Origin of the sequence: Pseudomonas sp. 8O, from assembly GCF_902506495.1 — a bacterium.
GTDB classification, from domain to species: domain Bacteria; phylum Pseudomonadota; class Gammaproteobacteria; order Pseudomonadales; family Pseudomonadaceae; genus Aquipseudomonas; species Aquipseudomonas chaetocerotis.
The window spans coordinates 1,651,199-1,664,903 of sequence record NZ_LR733264.1 but is presented as its reverse complement, the minus strand read 5'-3'; the positions used below and the strand labels follow the sequence as shown (position 1 = coordinate 1,664,903).

Annotated in this window: 15 protein-coding genes and 1 pseudogene; 3 read left to right on the top strand and 13 right to left on the bottom strand. The window is 62.5% G+C overall.

Going from position 1 to position 13,705, the window contains the following annotated elements:
• Positions 1 to 27 precede the first annotated feature (27 nt).
• The 8 genes and pseudogenes from GV002_RS10400 to GV002_RS24615 form a co-directional block, all read right to left on the bottom strand.
• Entirely contained in the window at positions 28 to 807 is a 780-nt protein-coding gene (locus GV002_RS10400) for a DUF4394 domain-containing protein (RefSeq protein WP_160018210.1), read from the bottom strand.
• Between the two features lie 183 nt (positions 808 to 990).
• Entirely contained in the window at positions 991 to 1,704 is a 714-nt protein-coding gene (locus tag GV002_RS10395; RefSeq protein WP_160018209.1) for an anti-sigma factor, read from the bottom strand.
• Positions 1,701 to 2,249 carry a sigma-70 family RNA polymerase sigma factor gene (locus tag GV002_RS10390; RefSeq protein WP_160018208.1) on the bottom strand — a complete coding sequence of 183 codons (549 nt, stop codon included), beginning with the start codon at positions 2,247 to 2,249 and terminating at the stop codon, positions 1,701 to 1,703. Before GV002_RS10390 ends, GV002_RS10395 begins: the two co-directional genes overlap by 4 nt.
• A gap of 119 nt (positions 2,250 to 2,368) precedes the next feature.
• Positions 2,369 to 3,181, bottom strand: a complete 813-nt coding sequence (locus GV002_RS10385) for an FG-GAP repeat protein (protein WP_160018207.1) — start codon at positions 3,179 to 3,181, stop codon at positions 2,369 to 2,371.
• A gap of 58 nt (positions 3,182 to 3,239) precedes the next feature.
• Positions 3,240 to 4,100, bottom strand: a complete 861-nt coding sequence (locus tag GV002_RS10380; RefSeq protein ID WP_160018206.1) for a pirin family protein — start codon at positions 4,098 to 4,100, stop codon at positions 3,240 to 3,242.
• Complete coding sequence (locus GV002_RS10375; protein ID WP_160018205.1) at positions 4,097 to 4,498, bottom strand: OsmC family protein; 402 nt, start codon at positions 4,496 to 4,498, stop codon at positions 4,097 to 4,099. The genes GV002_RS10380 and GV002_RS10375 overlap by 4 nt, the downstream gene beginning before the upstream one ends.
• A gap of 59 nt (positions 4,499 to 4,557) precedes the next feature.
• Positions 4,558 to 4,698 (bottom strand): PDC sensor domain-containing protein, encoded by a 141-nt coding sequence (locus GV002_RS24620; RefSeq protein ID WP_372241833.1) that lies wholly within the window; start codon positions 4,696 to 4,698, stop codon positions 4,558 to 4,560.
• A gap of 423 nt (positions 4,699 to 5,121) precedes the next feature.
• A pseudogene (locus GV002_RS24615) lies at positions 5,122 to 5,841 on the bottom strand (methyl-accepting chemotaxis protein); the annotation flags it as partial.
• A 358-nt stretch (positions 5,842 to 6,199) separates the two neighbouring features.
• On the opposite strand from GV002_RS24615, the gene GV002_RS10365 reads away from it, so the two are divergent.
• Together GV002_RS10365 and GV002_RS10360 are read left to right on the top strand one after the other, a co-directional pair.
• Positions 6,200 to 7,210 carry an amidohydrolase family protein gene (locus GV002_RS10365; protein ID WP_160018921.1) on the top strand — a complete coding sequence of 337 codons (1,011 nt, stop codon included), beginning with the start codon at positions 6,200 to 6,202 and terminating at the stop codon, positions 7,208 to 7,210.
• Between the two features lie 157 nt (positions 7,211 to 7,367).
• The gene (locus GV002_RS10360; protein ID WP_160018203.1) at positions 7,368 to 7,832 is read left to right on the top strand and encodes a DUF3859 domain-containing protein; all 465 of its coding nucleotides are present in this window, start codon (positions 7,368 to 7,370) and stop codon (positions 7,830 to 7,832) included.
• Here GV002_RS10360 and GV002_RS10355 read toward each other — a convergent pair whose 3' ends face one another.
• From GV002_RS10355 to GV002_RS10335, 5 genes are all read right to left on the bottom strand, one after another.
• The gene (locus GV002_RS10355) at positions 7,833 to 8,219 is read right to left on the bottom strand and encodes a diacylglycerol kinase (RefSeq protein ID WP_160018202.1); all 387 of its coding nucleotides are present in this window, start codon (positions 8,217 to 8,219) and stop codon (positions 7,833 to 7,835) included. It abuts the gene before it with no gap.
• Complete coding sequence (locus GV002_RS10350; RefSeq protein WP_160018201.1) at positions 8,216 to 8,920, bottom strand: lipopolysaccharide kinase InaA family protein; 705 nt, start codon at positions 8,918 to 8,920, stop codon at positions 8,216 to 8,218. The genes GV002_RS10355 and GV002_RS10350 overlap by 4 nt, the downstream gene beginning before the upstream one ends.
• A 1-nt stretch (position 8,921) precedes the next feature.
• Positions 8,922 to 9,611 carry a class I SAM-dependent methyltransferase gene (locus tag GV002_RS10345; protein WP_160018200.1) on the bottom strand — a complete coding sequence of 230 codons (690 nt, stop codon included), beginning with the start codon at positions 9,609 to 9,611 and terminating at the stop codon, positions 8,922 to 8,924.
• 81 nt (positions 9,612 to 9,692) lie between these two features.
• Entirely contained in the window at positions 9,693 to 10,961 is a 1,269-nt protein-coding gene (locus GV002_RS10340; RefSeq protein WP_160018199.1) for a sensor histidine kinase, read from the bottom strand.
• A complete protein-coding gene (locus GV002_RS10335) occupies positions 10,951 to 11,634 on the bottom strand; it encodes a response regulator transcription factor (protein ID WP_160018198.1) in 684 nt (227 codons plus the stop codon). The genes GV002_RS10340 and GV002_RS10335 overlap by 11 nt, the downstream gene beginning before the upstream one ends.
• A gap of 103 nt (positions 11,635 to 11,737) precedes the next feature.
• Here GV002_RS10335 and GV002_RS10330 point away from each other — a divergent pair, with 103 nt between their 5' ends.
• Positions 11,738 to 13,696 carry an LTA synthase family protein gene (locus GV002_RS10330; RefSeq protein ID WP_160018197.1) on the top strand — a complete coding sequence of 653 codons (1,959 nt, stop codon included), beginning with the start codon at positions 11,738 to 11,740 and terminating at the stop codon, positions 13,694 to 13,696.
• Positions 13,697 to 13,705 lie beyond the last annotated feature (9 nt).

Sequence of the window (13,705 nt, the reverse complement as noted above, 5' to 3'; positions counted from 1 at the left end):
CCCAGTGGGCACAGCCTTTTTTTCATCTTACTTCGCGGGCAGTACGGCGATATCGATGATGTCGTCCGGCAGGTCGGCGATGTCGCCCAGAGTGGTGGGCTTGCCACTGGCCAGATCCAGCTGGTGCAGAGTCTTGCCGGTCAGCACATAGGCTGTGTTGCCACCCATGCCATCGCTGGCGATGTCGATGGCGGCCGCCTTGAGGCCATCGGCGACCTTGCCGACCAGTTGCTGCACGCCATCGTTTGGTGGGTTCTGCAGCATCAGGCTGCTGCTGGCCAGGTCGATGTTGTACAGCGCGGTGCTCTTCGTGCCTGCATAGGAGTTGGTGTAGGCGCCTGCAACGACTTTTGCCTGCTTGCCGGCGTAGGGACCGTCGGTGGCATAGGCAAGCTTGCCGTCCACGGCCGCTTCACCGGTATCGACATTTACCCGCAGGTTGGTGCCGTCCGGGCTCATCAGGCGCAGGCGATCGGCCACCGGATTGAAGTCGACCACGGCCTGGCCACTGCCTGGCAACGCGGTTTGCAGCTTGCTGCCTGCAGTGGCTTTACCGCTGACTGCGTCCAGGGTGTAAAGCTGATCGGTACCGCCGAGGAGGTAGACCTGGCCGCTGGCCGGGCGCACATCCAGACCACGCAGGTCGCTTGCTCCGCTGACAGCCATGCTGGCGGTGACCTTGAGGCTGGCAACATCGACCTTGAACAACTTGCCATCGGCGCCCAGTGCGAGCAGTTCGGTGGCGCTGGCGGCACCTGCGCTCAGGGTCAGCAGGCTGGCAGTGCAAAGGGTAGTGATGCGTTTCATGGTTGTTCCTCATAAAGGTTTCAGCATCGAGACGAAGCCGGTTGGCCGGTTTCGCAGGTGCCTCGACGAAACACCTGTGAGCTATACCCGCGAGGAACGGCGTTGGATGTCGGCGGATGAAAATATTTTTCGGAGGGTGATCGGCTGCTGCAAATGTTGCCGGCCTTGCGGCCGGCAACCCACTCAGTTGGCGCTGGCCAGCACGGCGCGACCGATGTAAAGCACCGGACCACTAGGTCGGTTGTATGGCGAGCCGCCTTCAGGTTCGAGGGTCAGCTCGAACAACTGGCCGGCCTGTACGGCACCGATCTGCTCGGCAGGCACACGCAGTGGCTGGCCGGCTTCGACCAGACCCAGCGAACGTGGACCGTCGGCTGGGTCGATCAGCGTCCAGAATTGCAAGGCGCGGCCTTCTGGGATCTGATCCGCGACCAGCGGGTCGAGCGAGAGCGTGCCATCGCTACCGACCTGGATCACCCAACCCGGCTTGGCCGCTTCGCCCGGCTGCTGCAGCACCACGGTAAAGCGTTCGCCAGCGATATCCGGGGCGCGCAACAGCGGCATCAGCACGGCAAGCAAAAGGGCAACGGCCAGCGCGGCGGCAGTCAGGCGCCAGGTCAGCAGGCTGTTCCACCAGTTGGCCAGCGGGCTCGAGCGAGGCTCGTCGAGTAGACCCAGGCTCTGCCGAATGCGTACCCAGAGTGCCGGGGAGGGTGCATGTGCCGGTAGCCGGTCGCTCAGTTCGAGAAAGTGCCGTTCCCATTCCAGGGCCATACGGGCGGCACTCTCATCCTCTTCGAGCAGTTGGCGCACCTCGGCTGCTTCATGTTCGTCGAGCAAGCCGAGCAGGTACTCGCCAATCAGGGCACGGCGTTCTTCGGGATCGTGCGTAATCATGCTTGCAGACACTCCTGCAGCGCGCGCAGGCCGGCGCGGATACGGCCTTTGATGGTGCCCAGCGGTGTGCTCAGGCGGCTGGCGATCTGCTCGTGGGTCAGACCCCGGTAGAACGCCAGCAGAATCGGATGGCGGCGCGGTTTTTCCAGGCGCTGCAGGCAACTACGCAACAGGCGCTGCTCGGATTGCTCCAGCGTTTGCGCTTCGGCCTGCGGGCTGTCGTCGAGCACACGCTCGATGAAGTCATCGTCCACTTCGGCATGCCGGTTGCCACTGCGCAAGGCATTGAGCACGCGGTAGCGCAAGATGCTGTGCACCCAGGCGCGGCCGCTGCCCAGTTCGCGCCGATAGCGCGCGGCGTGCTGCCAGATGCGCACGAAGGCGTCGTGCAGGCAGTCCTCGGCAATGTCCCGCCGGCCCAGCATGCTGATGGCCAGGCCGAGCAATTGCCCGGCTTCTTGCCGGTAGAGCGTCTGGAAGGCACGTTCGTCGCCGCGTGCGCAGGCTTCCAGGGTACTTTCGTAATCGAACTCGCGATCTGCCATGGGTCATCCGTTGGCCTGAAAAATCCGCATGCAGCTTATACCCGGCTACTGAGCTTCTGGATCACGCACAGGTAACAAAAAACTGCGAAGGCGTTGCCGTGTATTCACAGGGTGAGGTTTCAGGGTTGAGCCTGGGCATAGGCTTCATCAAGTGAAACCCAGCGCTCCAGAGGTCCCTTGCGCGAGGCGTAGCGAATCTGTAGCCAGCGTCCCTGTTGATCCAGGACTTCGCAGACGTCCCCTGCGATCAGGTAAGCCTTGCTCCGGCTGTTTTCTTCCGGTCGTTCGTGGAGGTAAAGGCGCGGAGCGGGCACCGTCCAGGTGAGTGGCTGATCATTATCGTCGAGCGCGCGGCTGGCAATGACCCGGCCTTGAGGGTCGAGTGTCTTCTCGAACACCGGGAAAAACACAGATGCATCCGGATCGTAGTCGTGGCGCACCTGCAGCGTTTTGTACAGCCAGGGGGCACCGGACTCATCGAAGCGGTAGGCGTCGTAGTACCAGCGTGGCCCGCTTCGGCAGTGGCTGTAGAGCGCCCGCTCCTCATTGTTGGGCTGCAGCTCCGACAGCCATGAGCAATTGACGCGTTCCATCAGCGTCGGCGCCATCTCCAACCGCTCGAAGCGTTGTAGGAGCGGGCGGTAGAGGTAAACGTGGTAGGCGGAGTTGACCATCCCGGCCGGCACGCTGATCGCCAGATCCGGGTGGCCGTCGAAGTCGTAGTCCTCGACGGCGAAGCTCGGCGCTTCTGCGTCGTTGCCTTCGGGGATGCTCAGTTCCAGGCGGCTAGCGTCGGGTTGTTGCAGAAAATAGCGTTCGCCGTGCTGTTGTACCTGGGCATGCTGCCCGGGCTCAGGCTCGAAACTGGGTAGGTCGGCCAGGGCCAACGTGGGCAACAGCAGCAGGCCAGCGAGCGTGCGATACAGGGGCAAGATGGCAATCCTTTACGAACGGCAGGCGCCTTTCAGCGCCTGTGTTTGAACAGCGGTCTCAGCGCGGCAATTCGATGCGCGTGGTTTCACCTGGCACCTGCGGCCAGTCGCCCGCTGCCCAGCGCTGGCGCGCCTGGTCGATAAGCTCCGGCGTAGTGGCGACGAAGTTCCAGTTGATCCGTCGTGGGCCGATGGGTTCGCCGCCGATCAGGGCCAGGTGGCATTCGCCGCAGGCACTGAGAACGGGCGTTTCGCCTGCAGGGATGACCGCCATGGTATGCCGGGGCAAGGGCTCGCCATCCAGCTCCGCTTCGCCATCGATGAGGTACAGGGCTCGTTCGCTGTGTTCGGCGGGTATCAGCAGGTTGGCACCGACGGCCAGGCGCAGCTCGGCATAAAGGGTCGGTGAGCGAACCGGCACCGGCGATTCGAGGCAGAAGCCACTGCCGGCGATCAGGGTGATCTGCACGCCCATGGCCTCGCTGCGGGGTAGCGAAGCGGCTGGGTGATGGCTGTAAGCCGGTTCGCACTGTTCCTCGGCTTCCGGCAAGGCCAGCCAGACCTGCAGGCCGTGCGCTCGCTTGTTATGCCCGAGCTGCTCGGGCGGCGTACGTTCGACATGGGCGACGGCGCGCCCTGCGGTCATCCAGCTGACATCGCGGGGGCCCACCAACTGGTCCGATCCCAGGCTGTCCTTGTGCTGCAACTGGCCCTCGAACAGGTAGGTGAGGGTGGACAAGCCGATATGCGGATGCTGGGCAATGTTCATGCCTTTGCCGGCCGGGTAGTCATGCTCCAGCATGTGATCGAAGAACACGAAGGGGCCGATGCTGCGAAAGCGTGCCGAGGGCAGGGGACGCAGAATCGGTTGGCCGGAAATGTCCTCGGCGCGCGGGCGGATCAGCTGCAACTCGCTCATGCCGGAGCTCCCGCCAGGCGGGTTTCGACCTGGATGTCGGTGGTGGTCATCAGCTTGTGGATCGGGCATTTGTCCGCCACGCGCAGCAGTTGCTGGCGCTGTGTCTCGTCCAATGGCCCCTTGAGCGCCAGATCGACGATCAGGCGGTAGTTGCCCTGGCGCTCCTCGCTGTCGTCACGCTCGACGTGCACGTCGATGCCTTCCAGCGGCAGGCCGCGTTGGCGCGCATAGAGCAGCAGGGTCATGGCCTTGCAGGTGCCGAGGGCTGCGTCGAACAGATCGTGCGGTTCCGGTCCGGCGCCATCCCCGCCCTGCTCGGGCGAGACGTCGCCGGTGAGCAGGTGCGAGCCGATTTCGATCTGCTGCTGCAGGCCCTTGTTGTTATGAATGCGGATCATGGCGCTTCCCTTGAGGTGTGACGAATCGACAGCGGCCAGCCTAGCCCAGTCGGCACCGATCACACCAGCGCCGAGAGCCTCACATCCGCTCCCAGCACACGCAGCAGTTGGCCTCGCTCATCGACAATGGGGACTGAAACGGTAAAGCAGAAATCGTCCGTCGCCGAGGAACGGTAGACCTGGGTGATATGGCTCTCCATTCGCTCGGCCACGGCGCGGAACCAGGGGCGCTGGCTCCAGTCGTGGCCGCGACAGCTGGCACCCTCACCGTGGGCCACATCGGCGGCGAAGATGTTCTCGGAAATCTGTACGCCGCGGCTATCTACCAGGTAGAACAGCTCGAAACGGCTGTCGCGCGCCAGCGTATCGGCAAGCAGTCGTTCGGCCGCCGTCATGTCGCTGACCAGCTCGGTACGTTTGGCCAGTTGTTCGACGCTGGCGCGCACGGCTGCGTGAATTTCCAGGCGAAAGTCGCCGAGCCCTGCGAGCAGGCGATCACCGTCTTCGCGCACGGCCTTGCTGTGATGCAGCACCTGGCCGGCCTTGCCAAGCAGTTCACTGGCGACTTGGGCGATGTTCTGTACATCGCCATTGATCGAGCGCACGGCCTGGCCGATCTGCTCCGTGCCTGCGGCGATCTGGCCGACCTGAGCGTCCAGGCGATCCATGGCCTGGCGCGTACTGTCCAGCCCGCCGCTGACGGCGAGAATACCGGTGCGGCCGTCGGCCACGGCCTGGTTCATGTGCTGGCCGGCATCGCCGAGCTGCTGCATGCCTTCGCGAAAGCGCTCGATGATGCCACTGACCTGGCCGGTGGCATCGGTGGTATGACCGGCCAGACGCCGCACTTCCTCGGCGACCACGGCGAAGCCGCGACCATGTTCACCCGCGCGAGCGGCCTCGATTGCGGCGTTCAGGGCGAGCAGGTTGGTCTGCTGGGAGATGCTGGCAATCACGCCGATGACCTTGCTCACTTCATCGAGCTGTCCGGCCAGTTGCTGGATCACCTGAGCCAGTTGCGCCTCGCTGGAGTCGATCACTTCGACCTGGCGCAACACCGCCTGGCCGCTTTGCTGGCATTGGTTGAGGGTGGCGGAAACCTCGGCGGACAAGCGCGCGACTTCGCCAGCACCGGGCACCAGTTCGGCGTCCAGTGTGGTGGTGACCTGCTCGCTGGCGCTGGCGATCAACTCCGAGGACTGTGCCAGCGTCTGCCCGCTTTGTTGGTTGGCAGCGGCAATGCGCGCCAGTTGTGGCGCATGCGCGGCGATGCCGACGGCGGCGCCGAGGCTGGCACGAATGCGTTGCTGGAGACCTGCGCTGAAATCGTTCAGGCGAGTCATCCATTGATAGTGTTCCGGGAGGCGAATGGTGAGGTCGTGCTGTTGGAACAGAGCGTCCAATGCGGCCTCGTCCTGGGCCTTGCGGGCTGGCTTGCGCAGCAACTGCAACATGATGATTCCCCTGTCTGGTCTGCCTGAGTCACTGCAAGCCAGGTGCCATCATCGGCTGACGTGCCCATGGCCGTTTCAGGCCGTTAGCCAGCTATTAATGTTCCCGCTTGGTGCAGCCCCTGATTGCCTGCTTCTTTTGGGGGCGCTGATGCGAATGGCGTGGGGTGATCTCCGAACTTGCCGGGCCGCTCGGCGGTCTATGCTGCTCGTACCGTCAGGAGGACTCGCCTTGCTCACATCTCGAACGATGCCATGGATACTCGCGCTCAGTGCCGCTATCGTCTGCAGCGCTCAAGCCCGCGAATACCGTTACAGCGACGCCCACCTGCATTACGTGGACTTCTTCCAGGAAAGCGCCGGCATGGACGAACTGCTGGAGAAAATGGCGGAAAACAACGTCGATCATGTGATGTTCTCCGGCATTCCGGTGGCCAAGAAATGGGATGAGGACGAGCCCAGGCGTCCGCGTTATTACGCCGGTGATGACGCCAATGCCTATTGGTACAGCGCTACCGACGTGTTCATCGCCGCCGCCTACAAGCGTCTGCCCGCCGAGCAGCGTAAACGCTTCCATCCGTTTCTTTCCGGCTTCAACCCCAACGACAAGAACGCCGATGCGCATATCCGCCGCATGCTGGAGCTCGATCCCGGCCTTTGGCAGGGCATCGGTGAGGTCTTCACTCGTCACGACGATCTCACCGCGTTGATTCACGGCAGCGCACCGCGCGCCAACAACGAGGCGCTGGCGCGGGTTTTCCATCTGGCTGCCGAATATGACCTGCCGGTGATGCTGCATTCGAACATCACTTCCAAGCGCGAGCGCAATCCGCTTTATCTGGAAGAGATCGAGGCGCCGCTGCGCAATCATCCGCATGTGCGTTTCATCTGGGCGCATGCTGGTACCAGTGCCGAGATTCATCGTCATCAGGAGAAGCTCGACTTCCTGCTGGAGACGGTCGAACGCATGCTCGGCCAATACCCGAACCTCTATATCGATCTGTCCTGGACCATGCTGCGTCCCTACCTGCTGGACGAAAACGGCACGCCTGATCCGCAGTGGGTGCATCTGGTCAGCAGTTACCCGGAGCGCTTCATGCTGGGCTCGGATGTGGTCGGCCGTTTCGGCAGCCTGGGCGAGTACATGAAGGGTTTCGACCCTTTCCTCGATGCGCTGCCAGAGGATGTGGCGCACAAGGTGGCGCGTGACAACTTCCTCTCCGTGCTGCCACGCAAGGTGCAGGCCGAGCTTGATCCGTAGAGTGGACGTCGCGCAGTGACGATCTCCCATGCCCTTCTCCTTCTGGGAGAAGGTGGCGCGTAGCGCCGGATGATGGAGGCCTGCCCCTTAGCGCGACTGTCATCAGGTTGTCATTCGGGCGTCATAGGCTCGCGCTCATCTCAACGAGGAGCGCACCATGCATTACACCCGAGTGGCCATGATGGCCGGTCTATTCGCCTGGGCAGGTCTGAGCCAGGCTGACGTCCGTGTCGATGGGCCAGTGGAATACGGCATCTTCAGCAGCCAGTATCAGGACTACCAGCCAGGCGAGCGGGTATTGACTCGCAGCAACCAGGAAATCGAGCGTACCGAGCAGATTCCCGCCAAGCTCGGCACCAAGTTCGGCATGCGCTACAGCCTGGCCGGCAAGCGCGCGGGTGATACGCCGCTGACGCTGCTGTACCTCACCCCGGGTGTGGTCACCCCGGATGGTCAGCGTCATGACAAGTTCGAAGTACAGCAGAAGCTGGTAGTCGGTGCCCCGCAGGACGTGATGGCTTTCGAATTCACCGAACATCACGAAGTGGTGCCCGGCGAGTGGCATTTCATCGTCTATCAGGGCGACCGCAAACTGGCCGAACAGCGCTTCATGGTGCGCTGATCAGAGCAGGATGATCGCCCAGCTCAGGGCGATCATCAGTAGTGCGACCATCTGTGCCGCGCTGCCCATGTCCTTGGCCTGCTTGGACAGCGGGTGCAGGTTTAGCGAGATGCGGTCGACCACCGCCTCGATGGCGGAATTGAGCAACTCCACCACCAGCGCCAGCAGGGGTACCAGCACCAGCAGCACCCGTTCCGCGCGACTGACATCGACCACGCATACCAATGGCAGCAGCACCAGGTTCAGCCACACCAGCTGACGGAAGGCCGCCTCGGCCTGATAGGCCGCGCGCAGCCCGGCCAGCGAGTAGCCGGTGGCATCGAGAATGCGCACCAGGCCGCGCCGCCCCTTGAAGGACAGCGCGTCCAACTCGGAACGGTCGTTCATGGTTGTAACCCGCCCCAGGGATCTTTCAACGCCTGCTGGTAGGCCTGGTGCAGGTCACTCAGGTCCGTGTCGGGCATGGCGCCGCGATGCCGCGCCAACTGACCCATATCGCGTCGCGAGGCGCTGGCAACACGCCAACGTCGCCGGCTTATTTCCAGATCGAGCAGGGCGATATCCACGTCACCATCGCTACGGACTTTGACGAATAGGTGCTTGGCATAGCAGCAGCCGTGCTGCCATCCGCCCAGGTGCAGGCGCGCCAGAGTCACGGCCAGGCGTTGCAGCACGGTCTGGTTGAGTTGCGGCGTACGTTGTTCGTTGTACCACTGCTCCAGGCTGACGAAGCCCGGTAACGCTTCGGTGACCAGCAGTGCCTGCCACTGCCCGGCCTGTTTGCGGGCTGCGCAGTAAACGATGTTCGGCGTGCGAATGCTCAGGTGGGCCAGGGCGCGGTAGGCGTGCAGCTCGCGCAGGATGGTTGGGCGACCGAATGGGTGGCGCAGTGATCGATAGAGATGTCCGCTCTGGCGTTTGCAGTACAGCAATGGGCTACTACTGTCCCAGTGTTGCAATAGCCGAACGCCGCTCTCGCCACCGCGCCGCTGGTTGGCCGGTTCTACCCATTCGCCGGGGCTGTGCCACCAGCGATCGAACTCGGTCGAGGGCAGGGCGGCCAGCGCTTGCTCGTTGAGGATTCCCATGTCAGGCCACCTTGCGCAGCGCGTAGGTGCGCCACATGGCGTAGCCAGGCAGGAAATCCAGGTGGCCGACGATGCTGAAACCGGCCTGGCGAAATTCCGCTTCCACCGTGCTCCGGGCGACGATGAAGCGATTCTGGTTTTGTGCAGAACGCCCTTCGGCGGATCGACGAGCTTCCAGGCGCCGACGTTTCCAGGCTTTGTAGTTGCCATCGACCCACAGTGAAACGATCACCGTGTCGCGGCTGACGCGATGGAACTCGCGCAGGATGGCCAGGCGGTGCTCGGCCGACTCAATGTGATGCAGCAGTCGGATACAGAAGATGCAGTCCACCGCGTTGGCGCCCAGGTCGATATCGAAAGCGGAGGTGCGGAAGCTGTTGACCCGCGCCACTACCTCGGGGGCCTGTGCGGCGCGCGCGATGGCGATCATGTCGGCCGAGTTGTCGGCGGCGAAGATCACCCGATTCGGCTGTTCGCAGAGCATCGGCCAGAAGCGTCCGGCACCGCAGGGCAGGTCGAGTACCAGGTTCGGCTCATTGGCCATCTGCAGCGCACGGCGCGCTATCTGCACGTCGCGCCAGTGCGACAGGCGCCGGGAAAGACCGTCCTGATGCTTGTTCAGGTATTGCTGGGCGTGCTCGAAATCGTACTTGAGGGAAAAATCCAGTTCGATGGGGCTGGGCTTTGGCATGACGAATGTCCCTTGGTGGATACGTTCGTCACCCTAAAGAGCCAGGCATCAAGTTCACGTCAAAGGGATGTGAAAATTTCGTCAAGCGTCATGATTAAGTGTCACTTGGAAACGTGTATACCCAGGTTCGCTCTGCAGGCTGACCTGCCAGCCCTGTTTGGCGCAGATGCGTTTGACCAGTGACAGCCCCAGACCAAGCCCTTCACCGCGGGCCTGCAAGCCGCGCACGAAGGGCTGGAAGATGCGTTCGTGCTGCTCGGCGGGAATGCCGGCGCCGCTGTCCTCGATACGGAAGGCGCCCTGTTCGAGGATCAGGCGCACACTGCCGCGTTCGGTGTAATGCAGGGCATTGCGCAACAGGTTGGCCATCACCGTGCCGAGAAAGGTGGCGTTGTAACGGCCGTCGTCCTGGCCTTCCTCGGTCAATTGAAAGTCCAGCCCCTTCTCCCTCATCAAGGCGCCCCAGCGGTTTGCCTGCTCGTGGGCGATGCTGACGAGCGTGCGGTCGCCGCTGAAGGCCGCCTCGTTACTTTTGTCCCGCGCCAACTGTAGGAAGGTCTGCACCAGCTCGCGCATTTCCTCACTGGCGCGGGCGATGCGCGCCACCTGTTCCTTCTCGCGCGGCCCCAGGGGCGCTTCGGCGAGCAGCTCGCAAGAGGTGGCGATGACCATCAGCGGTGTGCGCAACTCGTGGCTGACATCGCTGGTGAACAGCCGCTCGCGCTCCAGGGACTGTCGCACCTGGCCCAGTGTGCTATCGAAGGCTGAGGCCAACTGGCCAATCTCATCGTCGGGGTATTCCGGCGCCAAGGGGGGCGCCAGTGGGTGCAACTGGTCGTGATGACGCACCTGCTGGGCCAGGCGGCTGATCGGTGCCATGACCTTGCGTGCCATCACCAAGCCCAGGCCCCAGGCGGCGATCACGGTGAGTAGAAAACCTGCCAGCACCACGTTGAACAGCGCGTTCTCGCGGGCTTCGAATTCATCCTGCTCTTGCACCAGCACATGAGTATGGCCGTTGCTCTCTTCTACAAATACATAGAAAGCGTCATCCCCGCTCACGATTTCATTGAAGCCCTCAGGAAGGTGTTGATACTCATCTGGTATTGCGTACTCCGGGAACTGAGAAGAAAAGAATCGCGTACTGCTATCGAGCCTGGGAGCAGAACCGGTTTTCATATCTTGTAAGAGGACACCGCTTAACTCGCGCTCCATTTGCATTGAAACCAAGTGCTCTTCAATGAAATGCACGACTCCAACGATGCTCAGCGAAAACAGCCCGCTGACCACCGTGGTCATCAGCAAGAAGGCGATCAGAATGCGTCGCTCGAACGGCTGCTTAGACAGCATCGGTGCTCTCCACCAGGCGATAACCTACGCCATGAATGGTGTGCAGCAGGGCAGTGGGGAAAGGCTTGTCGAGCACCTGGCGCAGTTGGTGGATGTGGCTGCGCAGGCTGTCGCTGTCCGGGCAGTCGTCACCCCACAGGGATTCCTCCAACGCCTCGCGCCGCACCACGGCCGGGCTGCGCTGCATGAGGATGGCCAGCAGCTTTAGGCCCAGTGGGTTGAGCTTGAGCGGCTGACCGGCGCGGCTGACGTGCAAGGTGTCGAGGTCGTAGCTGAGGTCGGCGACCTGCAGTTGGCGTTTGCGACTGCCACAGCAGCGGCGCAGGATCGCCTCGATCCGCGCCACCAACTCGGACAGCGCGAACGGCTTGATCAGGTAGTCGTCGGCACCGGCATTGAGCCCCTGCAGGCGATCGTCCAGGGCATCTCGCGCAGTCAGCATGAGGATCGGCACCTCGCTGCGCCCGTCCTCGCGCAGGCGTTTGCACACCTGGTAGCCGTCGATGCCGGGCAGCATGATGTCCAGCACAATCAGGTCATAGTGGCCGCTGCTGGCCAGGTGTAGGCCGCTCAGTCCGTCTTGCGCGCAGTCGACGGAAAAGCCCTTGAGCTGCAGGTAGTCGAGCACGTTTGCGAGGATGTCTCGGTTGTCTTCGATGACCAGAATGCGCATCGCGGTTTATTCCTGTGCTTGACGTTTTTTTCACACGGCTTTGACGAAGGGCTCACGACGCGGGGAGCAGACTCCGGCTCGTTCATCCTACAAGGATCATACGATGCCACGGCTCCGATACGCGCAACTTCGTTATTTGTCGACCATTCTGCTGGTCTGGCTGGTAGTTTTCTTCCTCACCCGCAGCGTGCTGCTGATCAGCCATCTGGGCGATGCCGGCATCACGCCGGTCAACCTGCTCGGCCTGTATGGAGTCGGGTTGGTCTATGACCTGAGTTTTCTACTTTACGCCGCTGCGCCCATGACGCTTTACCTGCTGCTGTGTCCGGCCTGGCTGTGGCAGCGGCACTGGCACCAGCGGCTGTTGATCGGTGTGGTTGCCGTCAGCATCTTCGTGATGCTGTTCACCGCCGTAGCGGAGTGGCTGTTCTGGGACGAGTTCGGGGTACGCTTCAACTTCATCGCCGTGGATTATCTGGTGTATTCCAAGGAGGTGGTGGACAACATCTTAGAGTCCTACCCGATCTACCCGTTGCTGGCGTTACTGGCTGCCCTGGCGATCGGCCTCACCTTCGCTCTGCGGCGCGTCCTGCTCGATGCGTTGCAGGCACCGCGCTTGCCGTTCAAGCGCGCGGTGCCTGGCGTTATGCTGCTGGCCGTGCTGGTCGGCCTGTGCCTGGTCGTGGTTGGCCAGGACGCACCGCGCGGGTTGGGGGGCAATACTTATCAGCGTGAGTTGGCAAGCAACGGGCCTTACCAGTTCTTTGCTGCCTTTCGTAACAACGAGCTGGATTACCGGCAGTTCTACGCAACCCTTCCGGATCAGGCCGTGGCCAGCTTGCTGCGTGAAGAAGTGGCGGAGTCCAATGCACGCTTCATCGGCAGTGACCCCGAAGACATTCGCCGGGTGATCGACAACCCAGGCAAGCCCAAGCCGCTTAACGTGGTGCTGGTGACCATCGAAAGCCTGAGTGCCAAGTACCTGGGCAGCTTCGGTGACAGTCGCGGGCTGACGCCGAATCTCGACGAGCTGCGCAAGCACAGCCTGGTGTTCACCAATTTCTACGCTACCGGCACCCGCACCGACCGTGGTCTGGAGGCGATCACCCTGTCCATGCCGCCGACGCCGGGGCGTTCCATCGTCAAGCGTATTGGCCGCGAATCGGGTTACGCCAGCCTGGGCCAGCAGTTGAGCGCCAAGGGCTATGACAGCGTATTCATCTACGGTGGGCGTGGTTATTTCGACAACATGAACGCCTTCTTCGGCGGCAATGGCTACCGCATCGTCGACCAGAGCAGCGTCGCCGACACCGACATGAGCTTCCAGAATGCCTGGGGCATGGCCGACGAGGATCTCTATCGCCAGGCGATGAAGGTGGCTGATGCCGATCATGCCAGTGGCAAACGCTTCTTCCTGCAACTGATGACCACCTCCAATCATCGCCCCTACACCTATCCCGATGGCCGTATCGACATCAAATCGGGCGATGGGCGTGAAGGCGCGGTGAAATACACCGACTACGCCATTGGCCAGCTCCTCGCCGAGGCGCGCAGCAAGCCCTGGTTCGACGACACGTTGTTTGTCATCGTCGCCGATCATACCGCTGGCAGTGCAGGTCGTGAGGACCTGCCGGTGGCCAACTACCACATCCCGCTATTCATCTACGCCCCCAGGTACATCGAGCCGGGCGAGTACGCCGAGGTGGCCAGCCAGATTGACGTGGCGCCGACGCTGCTCGGCCTGCTCAACCTGGATTACATCTCTACCTTCTTCGGCCGCAACCTGCTGCGTGCTGAACATGCCCCCAGGCGGGCGTTGCTCGGCAACTACCAGCACCTGGGCCTGTTCGACGGGCAGAACCTGGCGATTCTCAGCCCGCGTCGGGGCATGCGCCGCCATGACGACGCCTTGGGTTTGAGCCATGAGTCGCGCAGCGATGGTTCCGACCCGTTGCTGCGGCGTGATATCGCTTACTACCAGGGCGCCAGTCATGCTTTCAGCAAAGGTCTGATGGCCTGGCATCTAGAAGCCCAATCTAGCCAGCAACTCAGTGAGCGTTAAGGAGTGGAA

What these genes read in the sequence shown, in the direction of transcription:
- GV002_RS24620 (WP_372241833.1), bottom strand. Translation starts at nt 4,698, where the DNA reads ATGGAGAGCCATATCACCCAGGTCTACCGTTCCTCGGCGACGGACGAT.
- GV002_RS10390 (WP_160018208.1), bottom strand. Translation starts at nt 2,249, where the DNA reads ATGGCAGATCGCGAGTTCGATTACGAAAGTACCCTGGAAGCCTGCGCA.
- GV002_RS10360 (WP_160018203.1), top strand. Translation starts at nt 7,368, where the DNA reads ATGCATTACACCCGAGTGGCCATGATGGCCGGTCTATTCGCCTGGGCA.
- GV002_RS10340 (WP_160018199.1), bottom strand. Translation starts at nt 10,961, where the DNA reads ATGCTGTCTAAGCAGCCGTTCGAGCGACGCATTCTGATCGCCTTCTTG.
- GV002_RS10365 (WP_160018921.1), top strand. Translation starts at nt 6,200, where the DNA reads ATGCCATGGATACTCGCGCTCAGTGCCGCTATCGTCTGCAGCGCTCAA.
- GV002_RS10335 (WP_160018198.1), bottom strand. Translation starts at nt 11,634, where the DNA reads ATGCGCATTCTGGTCATCGAAGACAACCGAGACATCCTCGCAAACGTG.
- GV002_RS10345 (WP_160018200.1), bottom strand. Translation starts at nt 9,611, where the DNA reads ATGCCAAAGCCCAGCCCCATCGAACTGGATTTTTCCCTCAAGTACGAT.
- GV002_RS10380 (WP_160018206.1), bottom strand. Translation starts at nt 4,100, where the DNA reads ATGAGCGAGTTGCAGCTGATCCGCCCGCGCGCCGAGGACATTTCCGGC.
- GV002_RS10350 (WP_160018201.1), bottom strand. Translation starts at nt 8,920, where the DNA reads ATGGGAATCCTCAACGAGCAAGCGCTGGCCGCCCTGCCCTCGACCGAG.
- GV002_RS10330 (WP_160018197.1), top strand. Translation starts at nt 11,738, where the DNA reads ATGCCACGGCTCCGATACGCGCAACTTCGTTATTTGTCGACCATTCTG.
- GV002_RS10375 (WP_160018205.1), bottom strand. Translation starts at nt 4,498, where the DNA reads ATGATCCGCATTCATAACAACAAGGGCCTGCAGCAGCAGATCGAAATC.
- GV002_RS10395 (WP_160018209.1), bottom strand. Translation starts at nt 1,704, where the DNA reads ATGATTACGCACGATCCCGAAGAACGCCGTGCCCTGATTGGCGAGTAC.
- GV002_RS10355 (WP_160018202.1), bottom strand. Translation starts at nt 8,219, where the DNA reads ATGAACGACCGTTCCGAGTTGGACGCGCTGTCCTTCAAGGGGCGGCGC.
- GV002_RS10400 (WP_160018210.1), bottom strand. Translation starts at nt 807, where the DNA reads ATGAAACGCATCACTACCCTTTGCACTGCCAGCCTGCTGACCCTGAGC.